Raw genomic sequence first — 17,105 nt, 5'->3', positions numbered from 1 at the left:
ATTATTAATATTAGAAAGATAGAAATGTTTAAGAATTTTATTTCCCTCACCATGATGCTTGCTGCTACAGAAGCTGCAAATGCACAACAAGCATCAGAAGACAACACTGATCAACTTGACGCCGATGTCATAACGGTTGTTGGTAGAGTTTCAAATTTTGGCGCGACCAAATCTGACATTCCGATCCTTGAAACGGCGCGTTCAGTTTCAGTAATCAAAGCAGATGAATTTCTTGAGAAAGGTTCCCTCACCCTTGATGATACACTCAACTATACAGCCGGTGTAGTTGGCGACAGTTTCGGGTATTCAACACGCGGTGATTTTCCTTATGTTCGTGGCCTTGATGTGCCAGAATATCTTGATAACGTGCAAGTTCTTTTCGGTTATTATAATAATGCCAGATCAGATATTTATACCCTAGAACAAGTTGAAATTTTAAAAGGGCCAGCATCAGTACTGTATGGTCAGGGTTCACCAGGTGGCATTTTAAATACCATCAGTAAAAAAGCATCCGCTGAAAACACAACCCGCGAAATTGTTGTTGATTATGGTACCCATAACCGTAAACAAATCGCGATGGATGTTGGTGGTATTCTTTCTGATAATGGTAACATATCCGGACGTCTTGTGACGCTTTACCGCGATAGTGATACACAAGTTGATTATGTAAATGATGATGCATTTGTGATCGCACCGTCTCTTACCTATGAAGATGAAAGCACAAGACTTACAGCGCTCATTAATTACACAGACCGTAAAAGTGATACTGCGCATCAATTCCTACCACAAACCGTAACGGGTTGCGCAACAACCGATGTTACCAATTCAATTGACGCTGTCTGTGCCGGCACCAATGGGCAGGCTGTTGATAACTCACTATATGTTGGTGATCCTGCGTTTAACACATATGATACGAAATCATTTTCTGCGACTTTATTTGCTGAACAAGAAATCAATGAGATTTTTTCATTCGAAGCAACAGCAAGATACCGTGACAACGAAGCCGATTATAAACAAACTTGGGTAGCCTTCCTTGGTGATGGTGCACCGCGTACAACACCAGATGGAACCGCCATTGGCCGAAGTTGGTATGATAATCCGGCAAGCTCAAATCAATTTGCTGTTGATGCGCGTTTTCGCGCTGAATTCAACACAGATGTCATTGAACATCAAATGCTTGCAGGTGTGAATTATCAGGATGTCGATACGTTATCTGAATCAGCTTATCTCTATGGATTGCCGACGACATTTAATCTATTTAACCCGGATTATTCCGGTTCAGAAATTCCTGATCAAGCTGATTTTGACGCTGCACGCAACAGAAGCGAAAGCAATACAAAAACAACCGGCTTCTACATCAATGATCAGATCACCGCTGGTAACTTCGTTATTAACGCGGGCGTAAGATACGACGAAGTAAAAACATTTAACGGCGTTGATACTCAAAAAGATTCAGCAACAAGTTTCAGCGCCGGCGCACTTTATAAAACGGAAATCGGTCTTAACCCATATATCAGTTACTCTGAATCATTCCTTGCTGTTACCGGTCTTGATGCCATTACGAATGAACCACTTAAACCACAAGAGGGTAAGCAGCTTGAGGTTGGAATAAAATATCAGCCACGCGGTACACGCACTTATATAACAATGGCTTATTTTGATATTGAACAATCAAATCTTGATAACCCGGCAGGTCTTCCAAATGCCCCAACACAACAAGAAGGTATCGCAGACATTAAAGGTTTCGAAGTTGAAGCCCAAACCGTAATCGGTGAATTTAAATTCGATGCTAGTTACAGTTATGTAGATGCCAAAGACCCGAACGGCATCATTTTTCCAAGCGTTCCTAAAAACCAAGCCTCTGCATGGGTAACATGGGAACCTGCAAGTGGTGATCTGGCTGGTCTTAGGCTTGGTGCTGGTATCCGTCACGCAAGCGGCAATGAAAGTCACGGCACGGCATATCCGGCAGCAAATGATTTTGCCCCAACCCCAATGGTTGTTACGACCAAAGGGTACACGGTTATGGATGCGCTGATCGGATATGATTATGGCGACATGGAATTTACACTTAACCTGCGTAATTTGTTTGATAGTGCATATTACGGCACCTGTCTTGCACGTGGTGACTGTTTCCCTGGTGAGGGCAGAACAATCGTTGGTCGCGCTAAATATAAATTCTAATTTGCATCTATGAGGGCTCGGGGAGAAATCCCCGGGTCATTTTTCCATGAATTCTATAATATTATCATATGCGTTAATCGGGACGTGTTTATCAGTGATAAGCATATTCACACTCTGGCGATCATGGTCACTAAAATCAAGATCCGTTAAATTAAATCTGTTGGGATGGTTTCTATTGCTCGCTGCAACTATCATGTGGGGATATGCAGCCGGTGGTGACCGGGGAACATATATGGCAATGTTATTAATTGGCGTGATTGCACTATTGTTTGTTTTTAAAGAAGCAATTAACAATAGCTCAAAAAAGAAACCACCTCACCAAAAACAAGTAACAGAAAATGACCCGTTTATTTGCAAAAAAGGTGCATTAATTGTCCTTAAAAACTTTCTTTTTTACGGCCTTTTCTGCGGCATAGTCGCGTTAACATTTACAATGGGTATTTATGAAATCATTATTTTTTCTGGCGCCCATATGTCAAACAGTCTGGTATTCGCTTTAATGCTATATCCCATCATTTGGGGGACATTAGCATTTTATCATATAGCTGCAACATCACGGAAATACAAAAACATCGTTATGGCCCTAATTACTGGTTTCGGGGCAATATTAATGGTTCTGGGGAATTAAAATGGCAAATTCATCAATAGTAAAAAAATCACTTAATGCACACAGCGCCATTGCATTGGCGGTTAGTGGCGTGCTCTATATCATTTGTTTAAGCGGCACAATTTCCGTTTTCAAAGACGAATTAATGCTATTTGAGAACAGAACTGAACCTGTTGTTTCATCAATATCCGGTGAAGCCGCAGAAAAAGCAGCTGCAAATGCGATAGCGCTTGACCCTGAAACCGCACATTTATTTATTCACATGCCAGCGGATGATAATAAACGTGCCATTGTCGAAACCGATAACAAAGAACATTATATTGATGAAAACGGCAACATCATCGCACCAACCCATTACCCATGGAATGATTTTCTAATTAATTTACATTATTATCTGAATATCCCATCCATTATCGGCATGGTTATTGTTGCGATTTTTGGCGTGTTTTTATTTGCTATTTCTCTATCCGGTTTTTTCGCACACCCCAATATTTTCAAAGATGCTTTTTCATTTAGGCTTAATAAATCAGAACAAATCAAACAAGTCGATCTGCATAACAGATTAAGTGTCTGGACTTCACCATTCATATTTGCCGTTACACTTTCCGGTACCATGATCGGATTATCAATCGTTGCAGCCCTTTTTGTGGGATATTTAAAGTATGACGGTGATTATGAAGCTGTTTTTGAACCCGTATTCGGGGCCGAGCCAGAAATGAACCTTGAAAAAGCGCCACTTGTCGACTTTTCGAAAGCTTTTAATTACTTAAACGAACATCATCCCGATAAGCCAATGGTATATGTGATCTTACATGACCCGGGTACCAAAGGACAATATCTACAAATTATGGCAGAACACCCAAGAAGGCTCATTTACGCAGAAAAATATAACTTTAATGGTGATGCCGAATTTGTGGGAACAGTGGGTTCTGCGGATGGTACCATCGGGCAACAAATCGCAGATTCAATGTATAAAATTCATTTCGGTTATTTCGGCGGTTACCCGATAAAGTTCGCATATTTCCTGTTTGGCATCGCGCTGCTTTATATTATCCATTCAGGCACAAAAATATATTTCATCAAACAAGCATCCGCTGGAAACCCGTTACCACAATTTGAAGCGGCATGGGCCGCAGTGATTTGGGCAACCCCATCGATGTTAGTAACGACATATGTCATCAGCTTTATTTTTCACGATAAAGCCGTGCCACTCGCCCCTATTTTCTGGCTTGGGCACATTGGCTTTATCGCTATTTTTGTGATGAAAACCCGATCTAGGCTTTCATTGCTTTCTCAAGTTGATCCGCAATCGGAAGTTTCCTAATACGAACACCACAGGCATCAAAGATCGCATTACAAAGCGCCGGAATTGCTGGTGGCAATGACATTTCACCAAGTCCCTTTGGTGAAATGGTGTTGCGTGCCACTTCGGCGGTGAAGTTATGCGGTGCAAGGCCGATACGTGCCATTTCATAACTATCAAAGTTATTATTCACAACACGGCCGCCTTCAATTTCAATAGCCTGTCCCATTGCGGCACTAAATCCATCCAGCGTGCCACTTTCGATTTGAGCACGGCACCCTTGTGGGTTAATGGCAATACCAGGATCAGCAGCACCAGATGCATGTATAATGGTTAGTGTTCCATCATCATCCACTTTTACTTCAACCACACAGGCGGCATAACCACCAAATGTCATGAAGCTAGCAACACCCATACCGTGCCCTTTTGGAAGCTCTTTACCCCATCCGGCATTTTTCGCTGCAATTTGCAGCACATTGATGAAGCGGTCCGCGACCATTACATCACTGCTAAAGCCCGGATGCGGTGTGTCGCCCGTTTCACGGAACATATCAATGCGATACTTAAGCGGACACTGTCCTGCCATATGCGCCATTTCATCAACAAAACTCTGCATTGCGTATCCAGCCACATTTTCCGTAGGACCACGCCATGGACCACTTGGTAAAACCTGGCTACTGATAACTTCACCACGGTAATTCGGTACATGATGGGCAGGGAATGCATGGGTAGCAAAATCATTATCTGTTGAACAATGGATATAATTTGCAGCGACCAATTTGCCATCTTTATCAAGACCGCCTTTAAACATATGACGACCTTTTGGATTATAAAAGTCCTGCTCTAGGTCATCTTCACGTGTCCAGATCACTTTAACCGGTGCACCAACCTCACGTGAAAGAATCGCAGCTTCGGTACAGGCATCAACGATAAATTTACGGCCAAAACCGGAACCAAGACGCATGATGTTTACTTCAAACTGATCATGCGTATAACCCGGTAGAACGCGCATCAAATCATTCATTACGCGAACGGCCGTTTGGTTGCCCGCATAGACAATAACCTTGTCTTTTTGAACATCCACAAGTCCACATGGTGTTTCCATTGTCGCATGGGCCCAATATGGTTGTTCGTATGTGACTTCTAATGTCTTATCGGCATCCGCAAAGGCCTGATCAAAATCGCCATGCTCAAGGCGCACTTTGGTATCACCACTGGCAACAAGCTTATCAAAGTTACCATCGATCCATGCATTATCAACATGGGCCCAACGTCCTTTATCCCATTCGATCTCAAGCGCTTCGCGTCCCTTTAATGCGGCCCAGTGGCTATCAGCGATAACCGCAACTCCATCGGCGATATATTTTTGTTCGTTAAGATCTTCCGGAATTCGGTTAACGCGAACCACATGACGCACCCCTGGTACTTTTAAGGCTTCTGTTGCATCAAATGATTTCACAAGACCGTCCATATACGGGCATCTTGCAATCACTGCATTAAGCATTCCGGGCAGTTCCATATCCATGGCATACTTCTGTTTACCAACGGCAATATCACCGGCCACCTTTTGCGGTTGATCTGTACCAATAATGGTATATTCATCCGGTTCTTTCAGCTTTGGCTCATTTTTAAGCTCTAGAGCCGCTGCCTTTTCCACAAGTGACGAAAACGGTATTTTTCTTCCACCATTCATAATATGACCGTCTTCGGCTTTTAACTGTGACATAGAAACGCCTAACTCATCTGCAGCGGCTTGTATCAAACGGTCGCGCGCTTCTGCCCCCGCCATACGAAGCATATCATATGACCTGCGAATTGACTGACTGCCCCCTGTTGTTTGGTGGATTGAATGTCCTTTGTATGTTTGATTGACATATCCATCACGGGCATTGCTGTCATCATTTTCTTTATAAAGGGGCGGTAATTTTTCAACTTGAATCTTGGCAAAATCAACACCAAGCTCTTCTGCGACCAACATCGGCAGCGCCGTACTTACGCCCGTGCCATCATCTGGAACGGAATAACCAATTGTAACCGTATTATCAGCATCAATTTTCAGATAAAAACCAAGGTTCGCATCCATATTTTTATAACGTTCATCATTGCTATTCTGTGCAAAGCTAAATGATGGCCCCGTTATCACCAGTGCACCGGCGGCCGCGGTGACTTTTAAAAAGTTTCTTCTATCCATCTTAGCTCTCCCCTCTTAAATAACGGGCGGCTGTGTGGATCGCCTTACGCATACGGGCATAACTGGCACAGCGACACAGATTGTCATGATTTTCATCAATATCCTGATCTGTTGGGTTTGGAAAATCTTTAAGAAAAGATGCGATTGCCATGATCTGACCCGCTTGACAGAAACCACACTGGGCTACATCTTCATCGATCCATGCACGCTGAACCGCATGCAGACGTTCTGCAGTTCCAAGTCCTTCAATAGTGACAATATCTTCACCGTCAACAGCAGCCATTGGGATGGAACATGATCGTTGTGCCATACCACCCATATGAACCGTACATGCACCGCACTGCGCGATACCGCAACCAAATTTTGTCCCTGTTAATTTTGCATCTTCACGCAAATACCAAAGAAGCGGCATATCTTCATCACCGGTAAAGGTGTGCTCTTTGCCATTGACCGTAAATTTCACCATATTTTCCTCGTTATCTTAATTACCCTATTTAATTTTTGTTACACTATAACATTATATTGAAAAAGCAAATAACATATTTGTGAAAATTGGATGAAATTATCTTACGCGTAAATAATTTATTCTAATTCGCCGTCGGTCGCTTCATTGCTTTTCAAAAAACGATTACCGAGGATAATTGCTATCGCCCCGATTAAGACAACCGCGTATATAAAGACACTATCATTACCAAGCCAGATAGTCGCCGTGCCGACCACTAATGAACCCGTTAAATCAATCATGCCATAAAAATTTGTTTTATATTCTTCGCTAGAAAATAACGTTATCGCTCGCGCAAGAAGGACACCTGCGATTGCAAGCAGTGCAAATCCAATAAGGATATCCGGCCAATCGCCAACCATCAGGATTTCAGGATTATATATAAAATAGAACGGAATAATAAAGGCAGAAAGACCTAACTTAAGCCCCGCAATACTTGTTTCCTTAAGGTCTGCTTTCGCGAGACTGGCCGCCGCATACGATGCAATTGCAACGGGCGGCGTTAAGAAAGACGCAAGGCCAAAATAAAAAACGAAGAAATGCGCAGCGATTAAGGGCACGCCCATATCGGCAATTGATGGCGCAAGTAACATCGCCACAATAATATAGACGGCCGATGTCGGCATCCCCATCCCAAGAACAATGGACGCAAATGCCGTAAGCAATAACATCACAAATAAACCGTACGCCATACCAACATCACTTAATGCGAGCGCGATACTAAAACCAAGGCCGCTCATATTAATGACGCCAATGATGACCCCTGCTCCACCGCAAATCATCACAAGCATTACAAATGGTTTTCCAAGCTGCACCAGACAATCATACATAAGCGATAATGTCGGAAGTTTCCTAAATTTCAAAAGCGCCAGAACAAGTAACGAAAGCGTCGCATATAACGCGGATTTTGCCGGATTAAAATTAAGAACAAATAAGAAAAACAAAAGCACCCCAAGTGGGATGATAAAGAGCCAGCCCGATTTAAGCACATTCATCAGGTTCGGAAGTTCCGACTTCTTTAATCCTTCAAGTCCCTTATCACGGGCATAAAAATCGATCTGACAAAATAGAAATAAATAATAAACGATTGCCGGGATGATCGCCGCCGCAACAATTGTGGAATATGGCATTTCCAAATATTCCGCGATGATAAATGCTGTTGCCCCCATTACGGGCGGGGCAAGTTGACTGCCGTTAGATGCAACGGCCTCGATCCCTGCGGCCATTGATCCTTTAAATCCGTTTCGTTTCATAAGCGGAATTGAAACCATGCCCGTTGACATAATATTAGCAACCGTTGCACCGCTTACCGTTCCCATCAATGAACTGCCAACCACAGATACTTTCGCAGGGCCACCTCGTCTATGGCCGATGGATGCCATGGCAATATCGGAAAAAAATGTTGTTGCGCCACTCGCTTGCATTACCTGTCCAAGGATCAAAAACCCAAGGATCAATGTCCCCGCCACCATAATGATAAAACCAAGCACCGCGCTACTATCAATATAAAGATACATAAACAGCGCATCATAATCATTTTGCGCCCCCTCGAATATCCCTGGCGCCTTATGACCAAACACACCATATAAAAGTGATGCCAATATGATAACCGCCATACCATTTCCGGTAGTTTTTCGAACCCCTTCGGTCAAAAGGCCAATCGATGCAATCGCCATTGATACTTTAAACAAGGTTCTCTCATGCTGATTTAAAAGCCATTCTTCATAATGATAAGCGCATAGTAGCCAAGCTGCACAGGCAAGAAAGGCTAAAATATAATCATAGGATTTTACCTGCTCGCCATATGGCCAGTATATAAAGGCGGCAGCCACCGAAAAACCAATTAATAATGCCAGATAATTACCGCTTAGTACTGATAATCCAAGCTGTAGTGGAACACCCATGATCCAACCAATGCCACACAATATTGGAACACCGAACATAAAAACATTGACTGCTTTTTTTAAGAATGGTTCCTCTGCCTGACTATGTTGATCACTCACGATTACTTATTTCCAGACATCCAATAATTTTTGATTTCGTGCTTCGGCCTCAGCGTCCCAAATGTTTCCACCTTTATCGCTTTTGAAATATTCAATGGCGGCTTTGTGGTACGGCACGGTTTGTGTTTCATGCACTAGTCCAGCTGGTGCAAAATTTGCAAGTCCCGCATAATCCTTTGCCATATCATCCCAATTATTATGAAGCACATCCATAATTTTTACCACATCCACATCGGATAGCGATGCCGGAACAACAATATAAATATCCATACCAAAAATGCGTGTTTCTTTTTCAATACCCGGATAACTGCCTGCGGCAACGACAAATGGCCTAATGGGCGAAGAAGCTGTCTGCGCCAACCTTTCTTCAAATCCTTCTTTTTCAAGACTTGGGATCGTGATCCCCGCTGTGGCATTGGCTTTTCGAACCGCGGCCATGCTCACACTTCCTGGTGCTGCGTCTGCATTTCCTTCGACGACAGCCTCGATCCCTTGGCCAACACCAGAAACCGTAACGACCTCAACATCATCGCGGCTTAACCCGGCACCATCAAGCATAGTTTGTGTCATTTCCGTTAATGCACCAGCCGCAGCAAAATCCAACACCACACGCTTGCCTTTTAAATCCTCGATGGTGTTAATGCCGCTATCCTTACGTACAACAAAGGCAAAAGGCATTGTAACAATGCGCCCAATGGTGCGGACATCTTTCATCGGATCCGTTTCAAGCCCTAGGTAAGATGCATTTGATTCACTCATGGATGATAAGCCCATGGTGATTTCACCTGCATTAATCAACGGCATAAAGGCACTTGGCCCCACATGGGGACGTGCTGTCACACGCATGCGCAAATTTTTCTGCATATGCTTTGCCATAACAGTTCCCAGCGCATGCATTGAACTGCCGACAAAACCGGTACCAATTGTAAATTGCCTGCTTTGAGCAAAAGATGGGATAGATGTAGCCAGAACCACCATAAACCCAAGAATAAATAATGCTGTATTCTTAAAAAACTGCCTCATGATCTGACATAAAATCCCTATTTAATATTTTTTGTAATATTATATCACAAAACATCTTAATGATTTTAATGATGAATTCAATGGGATTAGGCTATTAATAATGTTCTATTCTTAAGATTACTATCATTTGATACTAAAGAAATGTTGAATATGATTTTGCTTATTGGCGTAAATAATTTTATCTACATCTGCTGAGATATTCGCAAATTGAATTTTCAATACATCTCTATATGTTTTTAATTCACGTAGATTACCTGTCATCAAATATTGCTCTTTTGCTTTTTCCCAACCATCTCGCGCATTCTTGATCAATACCAGAATTTGATCGTTGTATAATCCTTCTAATCTAGGTTCATACAAGACCGTATCAAATATAAATGCCGTTTTCTCGTCTTTAGCAAAATAAAGGCTATTCCATTTTAAAAATGGGTCTAACCCAAGCTCTTCTAGCAAAAAAGAAGATATTTCTCCTTTTTCGCATGCAGTTTTACACAAAGGCACCCAATTAATACCAACACATCCCCTCTCCCTAATTTGAAGATTAATTTTCTCCAATAATTCTTTGTGCCTTACTTTAGCATCGTCAAAAGAAACGAAATCTTTCTTCAATTCTTTTTTCATTATAGAAAGACGCTCATCCTTTGAGAACATTGTGTTACTTGGAATATTTTTCTTACTTACCTTTTTACGACCAAAAACTGGTTTTTTTCTATTTGTTTTGAAATTCATTATTCCCCCCTATTATTATTTCCAATAATAACTGATTTGCATCAGTCATTTTCATTAATTTTATCTTATATAACTTTATACTGGATGCAATGATGAAAAATTGAAAACGCCGTCCAATATTTTCTTATTAGACGGCGTAATAATTTGATTTATAAAATATTAGAACAGTCCTTGAACCAAACCGTCCTCATCAATTTCAATGGCTTCCGCCGCTGGCACACGCGGAAGTCCCGGCATGGTCATGATTGCACCACAAACCACAAGGATAAATTCAGCACCGGATGAAATGCGCACTTCCCTAATCGGGACTCCATATCCGCTCGGCGCGCCTTTTAATGCTGGGTCCGTTGAAAAACTATACTGCGTTTTGGCCATGCAAACTGGCAAATGTCCAAAACCATCCTTTTCAAAATCTTTAAGTTGGTTTCTGATTTTCTGATCAGCAAAGACCTCATCCGCACGGTAAATCTCTTTTGCAATCACTTCGATCTTGGTCATCAGGTTCAGATGATCAGGGTATAATACATTAAAATCTGCGTTTCCTTCGTCAATAGTATCTGCAACAACCTGCGCAAGTTCAGCACTTCCGTCACTTCCGTGTGCCCAGTGATAACTTTCAACGGCCTTGATTCCAACTTTCGCACATGCATCAACCACGGCTTGAATTTCAGCGTCCGTATCCGTTGGGAAACGGTTAATACCAACCACCGCATCAACCCCAAATTTCTTAATGTTTTCCGCGTGGCGTTCAAGGTTCTCTAATCCCTTATTCACTGCATCAACATCTTCTTTTCCTAAATCATCTTTCGCCACGCCACCATGCATCTTAAGCGCACGAACAGTCGCTACAAGCACAACGCAATCTGGGCTAAGACCAGCTTTACGACATTTGATATCAAAGAATTTCTCCGCACCAAGATCAGCACCGAAACCGGCCTCTGTCACAACATAATCTGCCATTTTAAGCGCGGCTTTTGTTGCCATCACCGTATTACAACCATGGGCAATATTTGCAAATGGCCCACCATGAATGAACGCCGGATTATGTTCAAGTGTTTGCACTAGGTTCGGCTGTAATGCATCTTTAAGAAGCACTGTCATCGGGCCGTCCGCCTTTACTTCACGGGCATATACCGGTTTGCGGTCACGTGTTTGACCAATTGTAATACCACCAAGACGGCGGCGCAGGTCATCAATGCCGCTCGCCAAACAGAAAATCGCCATCACTTCCGATGCTGGCGTGATGTCAAATCCGCCTTCACGTGGGAAACCATTTGCCACACCACCAAGTGATGTTGCGATATTACGTAAACTGCGGTCATTCATATCCATAACACGGCGCCAAACGATACGGCGGTTATCCAGCTGTGATGCATTACCCCAATAATTATGATTATCAATCATCGCCGCAAGCAGGTTATTGGCTGACGTAATCGCGTGGAAATCACCCGTAAAATGCAGGTTGATATCTTCCATCGGGATCACTTGTGCATAACCACCACCGGCAGCGCCCCCCTTCATTCCAAAGCATGGACCAAGGGATGGTTCGCGAATACAAATCATCGCTTTTTTACCGATTTTATTAAGACCATCACCAAGTCCAACTGTCGTGGTTGTCTTACCTTCACCGGCCGGTGTTGGTGTGATCGCCGTCACGAGAATCAGCTTTCCATCCGGCTTGTCTTTTAAACTTTCAATATAATCAAGGCTCACTTTTGCCTTGTCATCGCCGTACCTGATCAGCGCATCTTCGGGAATATCAATTTTATCTGCGATTTCCTGAATTGGTTTTGCAGTTGCTTCGCGTGCGATTTCAATATCGCTTTTATATTCGTTAGTCATTTTATATCCACTTTTGCAAATTGAGTTATTCTGTCGATTTCCGGAAAGCGACGTGGCGGCCTCCGGTGTTTTGTTTTTTGTTCATAAGCATATGAAACGGTAAATAAAATATCTTCCTGATAATCCCGCGCTAAAAACTGTAACCCCGCAGGTAAGTTTCCGTGAGTATATCCCATCGGTACAGTTGCAGCTGGAAGTCCGGTTGATGGAGCAATCAGCTGGCTATTATCCCCTTTATAATCCTGATCAGCGCGCATCAATGTGGCTGGCGGATTTGTCCATGTCGGGTAAATGATGACATCCACATTGTGTTTATCCATTGCTGCAAGGACATCTTTCTTAAACGCATTTCGTCCTTCATGGTTTGGATATTCCATACAAGGCGGGTTCTGATCATTCGGATGAACATCAAGCGGCCCGGCACCAAAGCTTTCAAGCCCACCACGCACATCCGGTGTATGCTGTCCTGTTTCCAAAACCATCATTACATCCTTAATTGGCGCATCCGGTCCCAATGATTTTAGATACTCATGCATATCATACCTAAAACGAGAACAGAAATTATCGGCATCACGATGAGCTGCAAAATTATCAATGGTGAATGGATCAACAATAATGGCCCCTGCGGCTTTTAAATCCTCGACCGCCTGAATAAATAAAGCTGTAACCGCAGGATCAGCATCTTCTGTAAATACAAGATCTCGCAACACACCAATGCGTTTTCCTTTAAGACCATTTTTATCAAGAAACTTTGTATAATCTGCTTTGTGTTTTCCTTTACCAAATTTCGTCATCGGATCTGCCGGATCATAGCCCGCGACCACATTAAATATTTTTGCGCCGTCCTCGACCGATCTTGTCATTGGCCCCGCAATATCACGGTCCCATGCAAGCGGAATAATACCGTCACGACTAGTCAGCCCAATTGTTGAACGAATGCCGAATAAGGCAAGATGTGAAGATGGCCCCCGAATGCTATTTCCCGTATCCGACCCCATGCCCGCAACCCCAAAACTAGCCGCCGTTGCAGACGCTGTTCCGCCACTTGATCCCGCTGGCACTCTTGTCAAATCATATGCGTTTGCAGTTGTGCCGTATGATGAACTTTTGGTTTTACGCGGGCTAAACGCCCATTCTGCCATATTGGTTTTTGCGATAACAATTGCATCTGCTTCGCGCAGTTTCCTAACCATAAAGGCATCATCAGGTGGGTAATTATCTTTTAACGCAATGGAACCACCAGTTGTTGGCAGGTCATGCGTATCAAAATTATCTTTTACAAGTATCGGTGCACAATAAAGCGACCCTAATTTTTCACCATTTGCAATTTTTTCATCTATGGCATCAGCCTTGGCAAGGGCACCACGATTTATCACCGTAATCGCGTTTAATTTTGTGTCTTCATCAAAATAATTAATACGGTCCATATAACCGGAAACGATATCCCGACACGTCACATGACCTGACTGAAGTGCTTTATGAATATCCCCAATGGTTGCTTCAACAAACTGGAAAGATTGGGCCGCGGAAAAACACGCGCCCAAGTAATAAAAAATAAAAACAAGATAAAACCTGTTCAATATATAACTTCCCATATTATTTTTTTTGCCATGCTAACTTAAATTTTTAAATTGAGGAAGCGATATTTTTATGTTCTATTCTGCCCAAATGACATAGGACGTAACATGACTTTAAACAAAGTAAAAATCTATGCCGACACACCAGGCAAGCAAAACATCATTCATTTTAATAATGCCGGTGCATCATTGATGCCACAGTCCGTGCTGGATACTCAAATTGAACATTTGAAACTGGAAGCATCTATTGGTGGCTACGAAGCCATGAGTGCTGCGAAAGAACGCATTGATAATGTTTATAAATCTGTGGCCAAAATGATTAATGCAGATGCGTCAGAAATTTCCATTGTCGAAAATGCCACTGTGGGCTGGGCTATGGCTTTTTACGCCATCGATTTCAAACCAGGTGACCGCATTTTAACGGTTGAGGCAGAATATGTTTCCAACTTCATTGCCTATCTTCATATTGCCCGTGAAAAGCAGGTTTCCGTTGAAGTCATCCCAAGCGATGAAGATGGTAATTTAAATCTGGAACTGCTTGAGTTCATGATTGATGAAAAAGTGAAACTTATTTCAACAACCCATGTGCCAACAAATAGCGGCCTTATCAATCAGGTACAAGAAGTCGGCAAAATTGCCAAAAAACATAACATTCTTTTCTTGCTTGATGCCTGCCAGTCAGCAGGGCAAATGCCACTGGATGTTGATGAACTTGGCTGTGACATGCTTTCCGCAACAGGCCGTAAATATATGCGCGGGCCGCGCGGTGTCGGTTTTTTATATGTCAGAAAATCAATCATTGATCAATTGCACCCGCCAATTGTTGACCTGCGAAGTGCCGATTGGGTTAGCCCGACCATTTATGAGTTAAGACCGGACGGCAGACGTTTTGAAAACTGGGAATATAATTATGCAGCCGTCCTTGGCCTTGGCGCAGCCGTTGATTATGCGCTTGATGTCGGTCTTGAAAACATCAAGGCAAGAAATGACGAACTTGCCGGATTATTAAGAACAAAATTATCAGAACTTCCGGGCATGCATATCCACGCGATCAGTGAACATCAATGCGCGATTACAACATTCCATGTGGATGGGCATAAATCAGAAGATCTTGTCGCCAAATTGCGTGAAAAAGGAATAAATACGAGCCTTTCTGAACCGAATAGCACTTTACTAGATGCTACAAAAAATAAACTCCCGAACCTGGTTAGGGCTTCTGTGCATTATTTTAATGATGAAAGCGAAATTGAAACATTCATTCAGAAACTTGGTGAAATAATCAATTAATGGTATTCTTGATCTTACCTATTGGTAATAAGAAAAGAAAATACCATGAAACAAATCGCCTATTATTCTAGCCAGACAAAAAATTTTAAGGAAGAACACCTTAAAAAACTGGTTGAAGTGGCCGTTTCAAACAACCAAAAGAGCGACATTACAGGTATCCTTCTTTATGCTAGGGCGTGCTTCTTTCAAATTATTGAAGGACCTGACGAAGCCATTGATACCTTATTTGCAAAAATCCAAAAAGATGGCCGCCACCATGCTGTTACAAAGGTAATCGATGAACAAATTACTGAAAGAAGTTTTGCCGATTGGTCAATGGCAGGCCTTGCATTAGATATTTCATTGACTAAGCACGATGCAATCTCTGAATTATCCGATCAAGTGATTAATAATAAGGTTACTACCCAGCCGCACGACATATTAAAAATACTTCTAAGTACTTTTTATAATTCATCCATAAGAGAACAAGTTTAAAGGGATCACGCTTCCTTATATGGCACCATAACAGTGAATTCAGTACCCTTATTAATTTCACTTTTCACTGAAACTTCTGCATTCATGATGGTACATAAATTCTGCACAAGCGAAAGTCCAAGCCCTGCCCCACCATGATTACGTGACATGGCATTATCAACGATGGCAAAGCGTTCAAATATTCTTTCAAGATGATCTTCCGGTATGCCGATACCAGTATCATTTACTTTAAGGCATACACTGTTACCACCAACAAGTTCTGCTGATACAGTAATCTTGCCCTTATGGGTAAATTTACTGGCATTATGAATAAGGTTAATCAGTACTTGTGTTAAAAGCTTACTGTCAAACAAACCCATCTTGATATTGTCATCAAAAACCAGTTCAGATTCAGTTTCATTTTCTTTCATTTTCACAAGACAAGTATTAATCGCCGACCGTAGCAAGGTATTTAAATCCACCGGCGTCAGATTAAGTTTAATCGCCCCGACCTCTGTACGTGAAATATCAAGAATATCATTAATCATCGTCAACAGATGCGTACCGGCCGTATGAATAATATCGTTATATTCATGGACTCTCTCTTCACCAAGGTCGGAAATTGTTTGACCTTTAATGATTTCACTAAAACCAATCACGGCATTTAATGGGGTTCTTAATTCATGGCTCATATTAGCGAGAAATTGACTTTTAGCGATATTGGCTTCTTCAGCGGCTGCTTGTGCTCTTGTGATTTCAGTCATATCTGAAATAGATGCCAGAAAATTTCTTTGACGCTTTCTTTTTAATTCACCAATTCCCAAATGTATGGGAAATAAATGACCATCTTTATGCTTTGCAACAAGTTCACGACCGATACCAATGATTCTTTTATGCCCGGTTTGAATATAACTATCCATATAAACGCTATGTTCCATGCCGTTTTTCTTTGGCATCAGGATCGTGATATTTTCGCCCATTAATTCTTCTTCGGTATAGCCGAAAATTCTTTCCATTGCCGGATTTACAGCAAGAATAATGCCCTTATCATCGGACACAACATGACCATTGGTGGAGCTTCGAAATGCCTCTCGAAACCGCAGGCTTTCGCCCTTATACATATAAAGTAAAATCGCAGTAATCCAGATCGCCGATAAAGCATAAACCCTGTTCAATAGAACAACCCAGAGAACCGCATAACTTTCAGAAAGGAAAAAACCGATAATAATTAAAAACGTAGAACCATAGGCAAGTCTTAAAAACCATTGCCTGTCTTCAAATTTCAATCCTAATAAAATCAGCGCCACATATGGCACCCCGGCAGCAACACCAAGTGGTGTGATGATATCCAGGACGAATATGACTGCCGCTACTATAAACGCAACAAAAATATACACTATGCAC

The 17,105-nt window shown here is 42.2% G+C and carries 13 protein-coding genes and 1 pseudogene; 5 read left to right on the top strand and 9 right to left on the bottom strand.

All coding sequences use genetic code 11. The features are described 5' to 3' along the window. Window positions 1-24 precede the first annotated feature (24 nt). From KW060_RS03865 to KW060_RS03855, 3 genes are read left to right on the top strand one after another with little or no spacing between them, the layout of a single operon-like run. Entirely contained in the window at window positions 25-2,184 is a 2,160-nt protein-coding gene (locus tag KW060_RS03865; RefSeq protein ID WP_249035056.1) for a TonB-dependent siderophore receptor, read from the top strand. A 46-nt stretch (window positions 2,185-2,230) separates the two neighbouring features. Next, a complete protein-coding gene (locus tag KW060_RS03860; RefSeq protein ID WP_249035055.1) occupies window positions 2,231-2,812 on the top strand; it encodes a hypothetical protein in 582 nt (193 codons plus the stop codon). A 1-nt stretch (window position 2,813) separates the two neighbouring features. Then, the gene (locus KW060_RS03855; RefSeq protein ID WP_249035054.1) at window positions 2,814-4,115 is read left to right on the top strand and encodes a PepSY-associated TM helix domain-containing protein; all 1,302 of its coding nucleotides are present in this window, start codon (window positions 2,814-2,816) and stop codon (window positions 4,113-4,115) included. On the opposite strand, the gene KW060_RS03850 is transcribed toward KW060_RS03855, so the two are convergent. The 8 genes and pseudogenes from KW060_RS03850 to KW060_RS03820 all read right to left on the bottom strand — a co-directional run bounded on the left by KW060_RS03850 (window position 4,066) and on the right by KW060_RS03820 (window position 13,964). Then, window positions 4,066-5,787 (bottom strand): xanthine dehydrogenase family protein molybdopterin-binding subunit, encoded by a 1,722-nt coding sequence (locus KW060_RS03850; RefSeq protein WP_420833172.1) that lies wholly within the window; start codon window positions 5,785-5,787, stop codon window positions 4,066-4,068. The two genes, KW060_RS03855 and KW060_RS03850, sit on opposite strands and share 50 nt — an antisense overlap. Before the next feature lie 438 nt (window positions 5,788-6,225). Beyond that, window positions 6,226-6,288, bottom strand: a pseudogene (locus tag KW060_RS15875) (twin-arginine translocation signal domain-containing protein); the annotation flags it as partial. Beyond that, on the bottom strand, window positions 6,287-6,751 hold the full coding sequence (locus KW060_RS03845; RefSeq protein ID WP_249035052.1) for a (2Fe-2S)-binding protein: 465 nt from the start codon (window positions 6,749-6,751) through the stop codon (window positions 6,287-6,289). The gene KW060_RS03845 and the pseudogene KW060_RS15875, both read right to left, overlap by 2 nt. Window positions 6,752-6,867: 116 nt before the next feature. After that, window positions 6,868-8,790, bottom strand: a complete 1,923-nt coding sequence (locus KW060_RS03840; RefSeq protein WP_249035051.1) for a TRAP transporter permease — start codon at window positions 8,788-8,790, stop codon at window positions 6,868-6,870. A 6-nt stretch (window positions 8,791-8,796) separates the two neighbouring features. After that, on the bottom strand, window positions 8,797-9,813 hold the full coding sequence (locus tag KW060_RS03835) for a TAXI family TRAP transporter solute-binding subunit (protein WP_249035050.1): 1,017 nt from the start codon (window positions 9,811-9,813) through the stop codon (window positions 8,797-8,799). A 123-nt stretch (window positions 9,814-9,936) separates the two neighbouring features. Further along, window positions 9,937-10,542 (bottom strand): hypothetical protein, encoded by a 606-nt coding sequence (locus KW060_RS03830; RefSeq protein WP_249035049.1) that lies wholly within the window; start codon window positions 10,540-10,542, stop codon window positions 9,937-9,939. Window positions 10,543-10,701: 159 nt separating this feature from the next. Beyond that, a complete protein-coding gene (locus tag KW060_RS03825; RefSeq protein ID WP_249035048.1) occupies window positions 10,702-12,384 on the bottom strand; it encodes a formate--tetrahydrofolate ligase in 1,683 nt (560 codons plus the stop codon). After that, the gene (locus KW060_RS03820) at window positions 12,381-13,964 is read right to left on the bottom strand and encodes an amidase (RefSeq protein ID WP_249035047.1); all 1,584 of its coding nucleotides are present in this window, start codon (window positions 13,962-13,964) and stop codon (window positions 12,381-12,383) included. The genes KW060_RS03825 and KW060_RS03820 overlap by 4 nt, the downstream gene beginning before the upstream one ends. A 105-nt stretch (window positions 13,965-14,069) precedes the next feature. On the opposite strand from KW060_RS03820, the gene KW060_RS03815 reads away from it, so the two are divergent. Further along, entirely contained in the window at window positions 14,070-15,248 is a 1,179-nt protein-coding gene (locus tag KW060_RS03815; protein WP_249035046.1) for an aminotransferase class V-fold PLP-dependent enzyme, read from the top strand. Window positions 15,249-15,293: 45 nt separating this feature from the next. Continuing rightward, window positions 15,294-15,722: a BLUF domain-containing protein gene (locus tag KW060_RS03810; protein WP_249035045.1), complete on the top strand. Its 429-nt coding sequence runs from the start codon at window positions 15,294-15,296 to the stop codon at window positions 15,720-15,722. A gap of 5 nt (window positions 15,723-15,727) precedes the next feature. Here KW060_RS03810 and KW060_RS03805 read toward each other — a convergent pair whose 3' ends face one another. Further along, on the bottom strand, window positions 15,728-17,098 hold the full coding sequence (locus KW060_RS03805) for an ATP-binding protein (RefSeq protein WP_249035044.1): 1,371 nt from the start codon (window positions 17,096-17,098) through the stop codon (window positions 15,728-15,730). Window positions 17,099-17,105 lie beyond the last annotated feature (7 nt).

The sequence above is a fragment of the Pseudemcibacter aquimaris genome (assembly GCF_028869115.1).
Lineage (GTDB): Bacteria > Pseudomonadota > Alphaproteobacteria > Sphingomonadales > Emcibacteraceae > Pseudemcibacter > Pseudemcibacter aquimaris.
The sequence above is the reverse complement of the archived record's forward strand: the minus strand, read 5'-3'. Positions and strand labels throughout refer to the sequence as shown.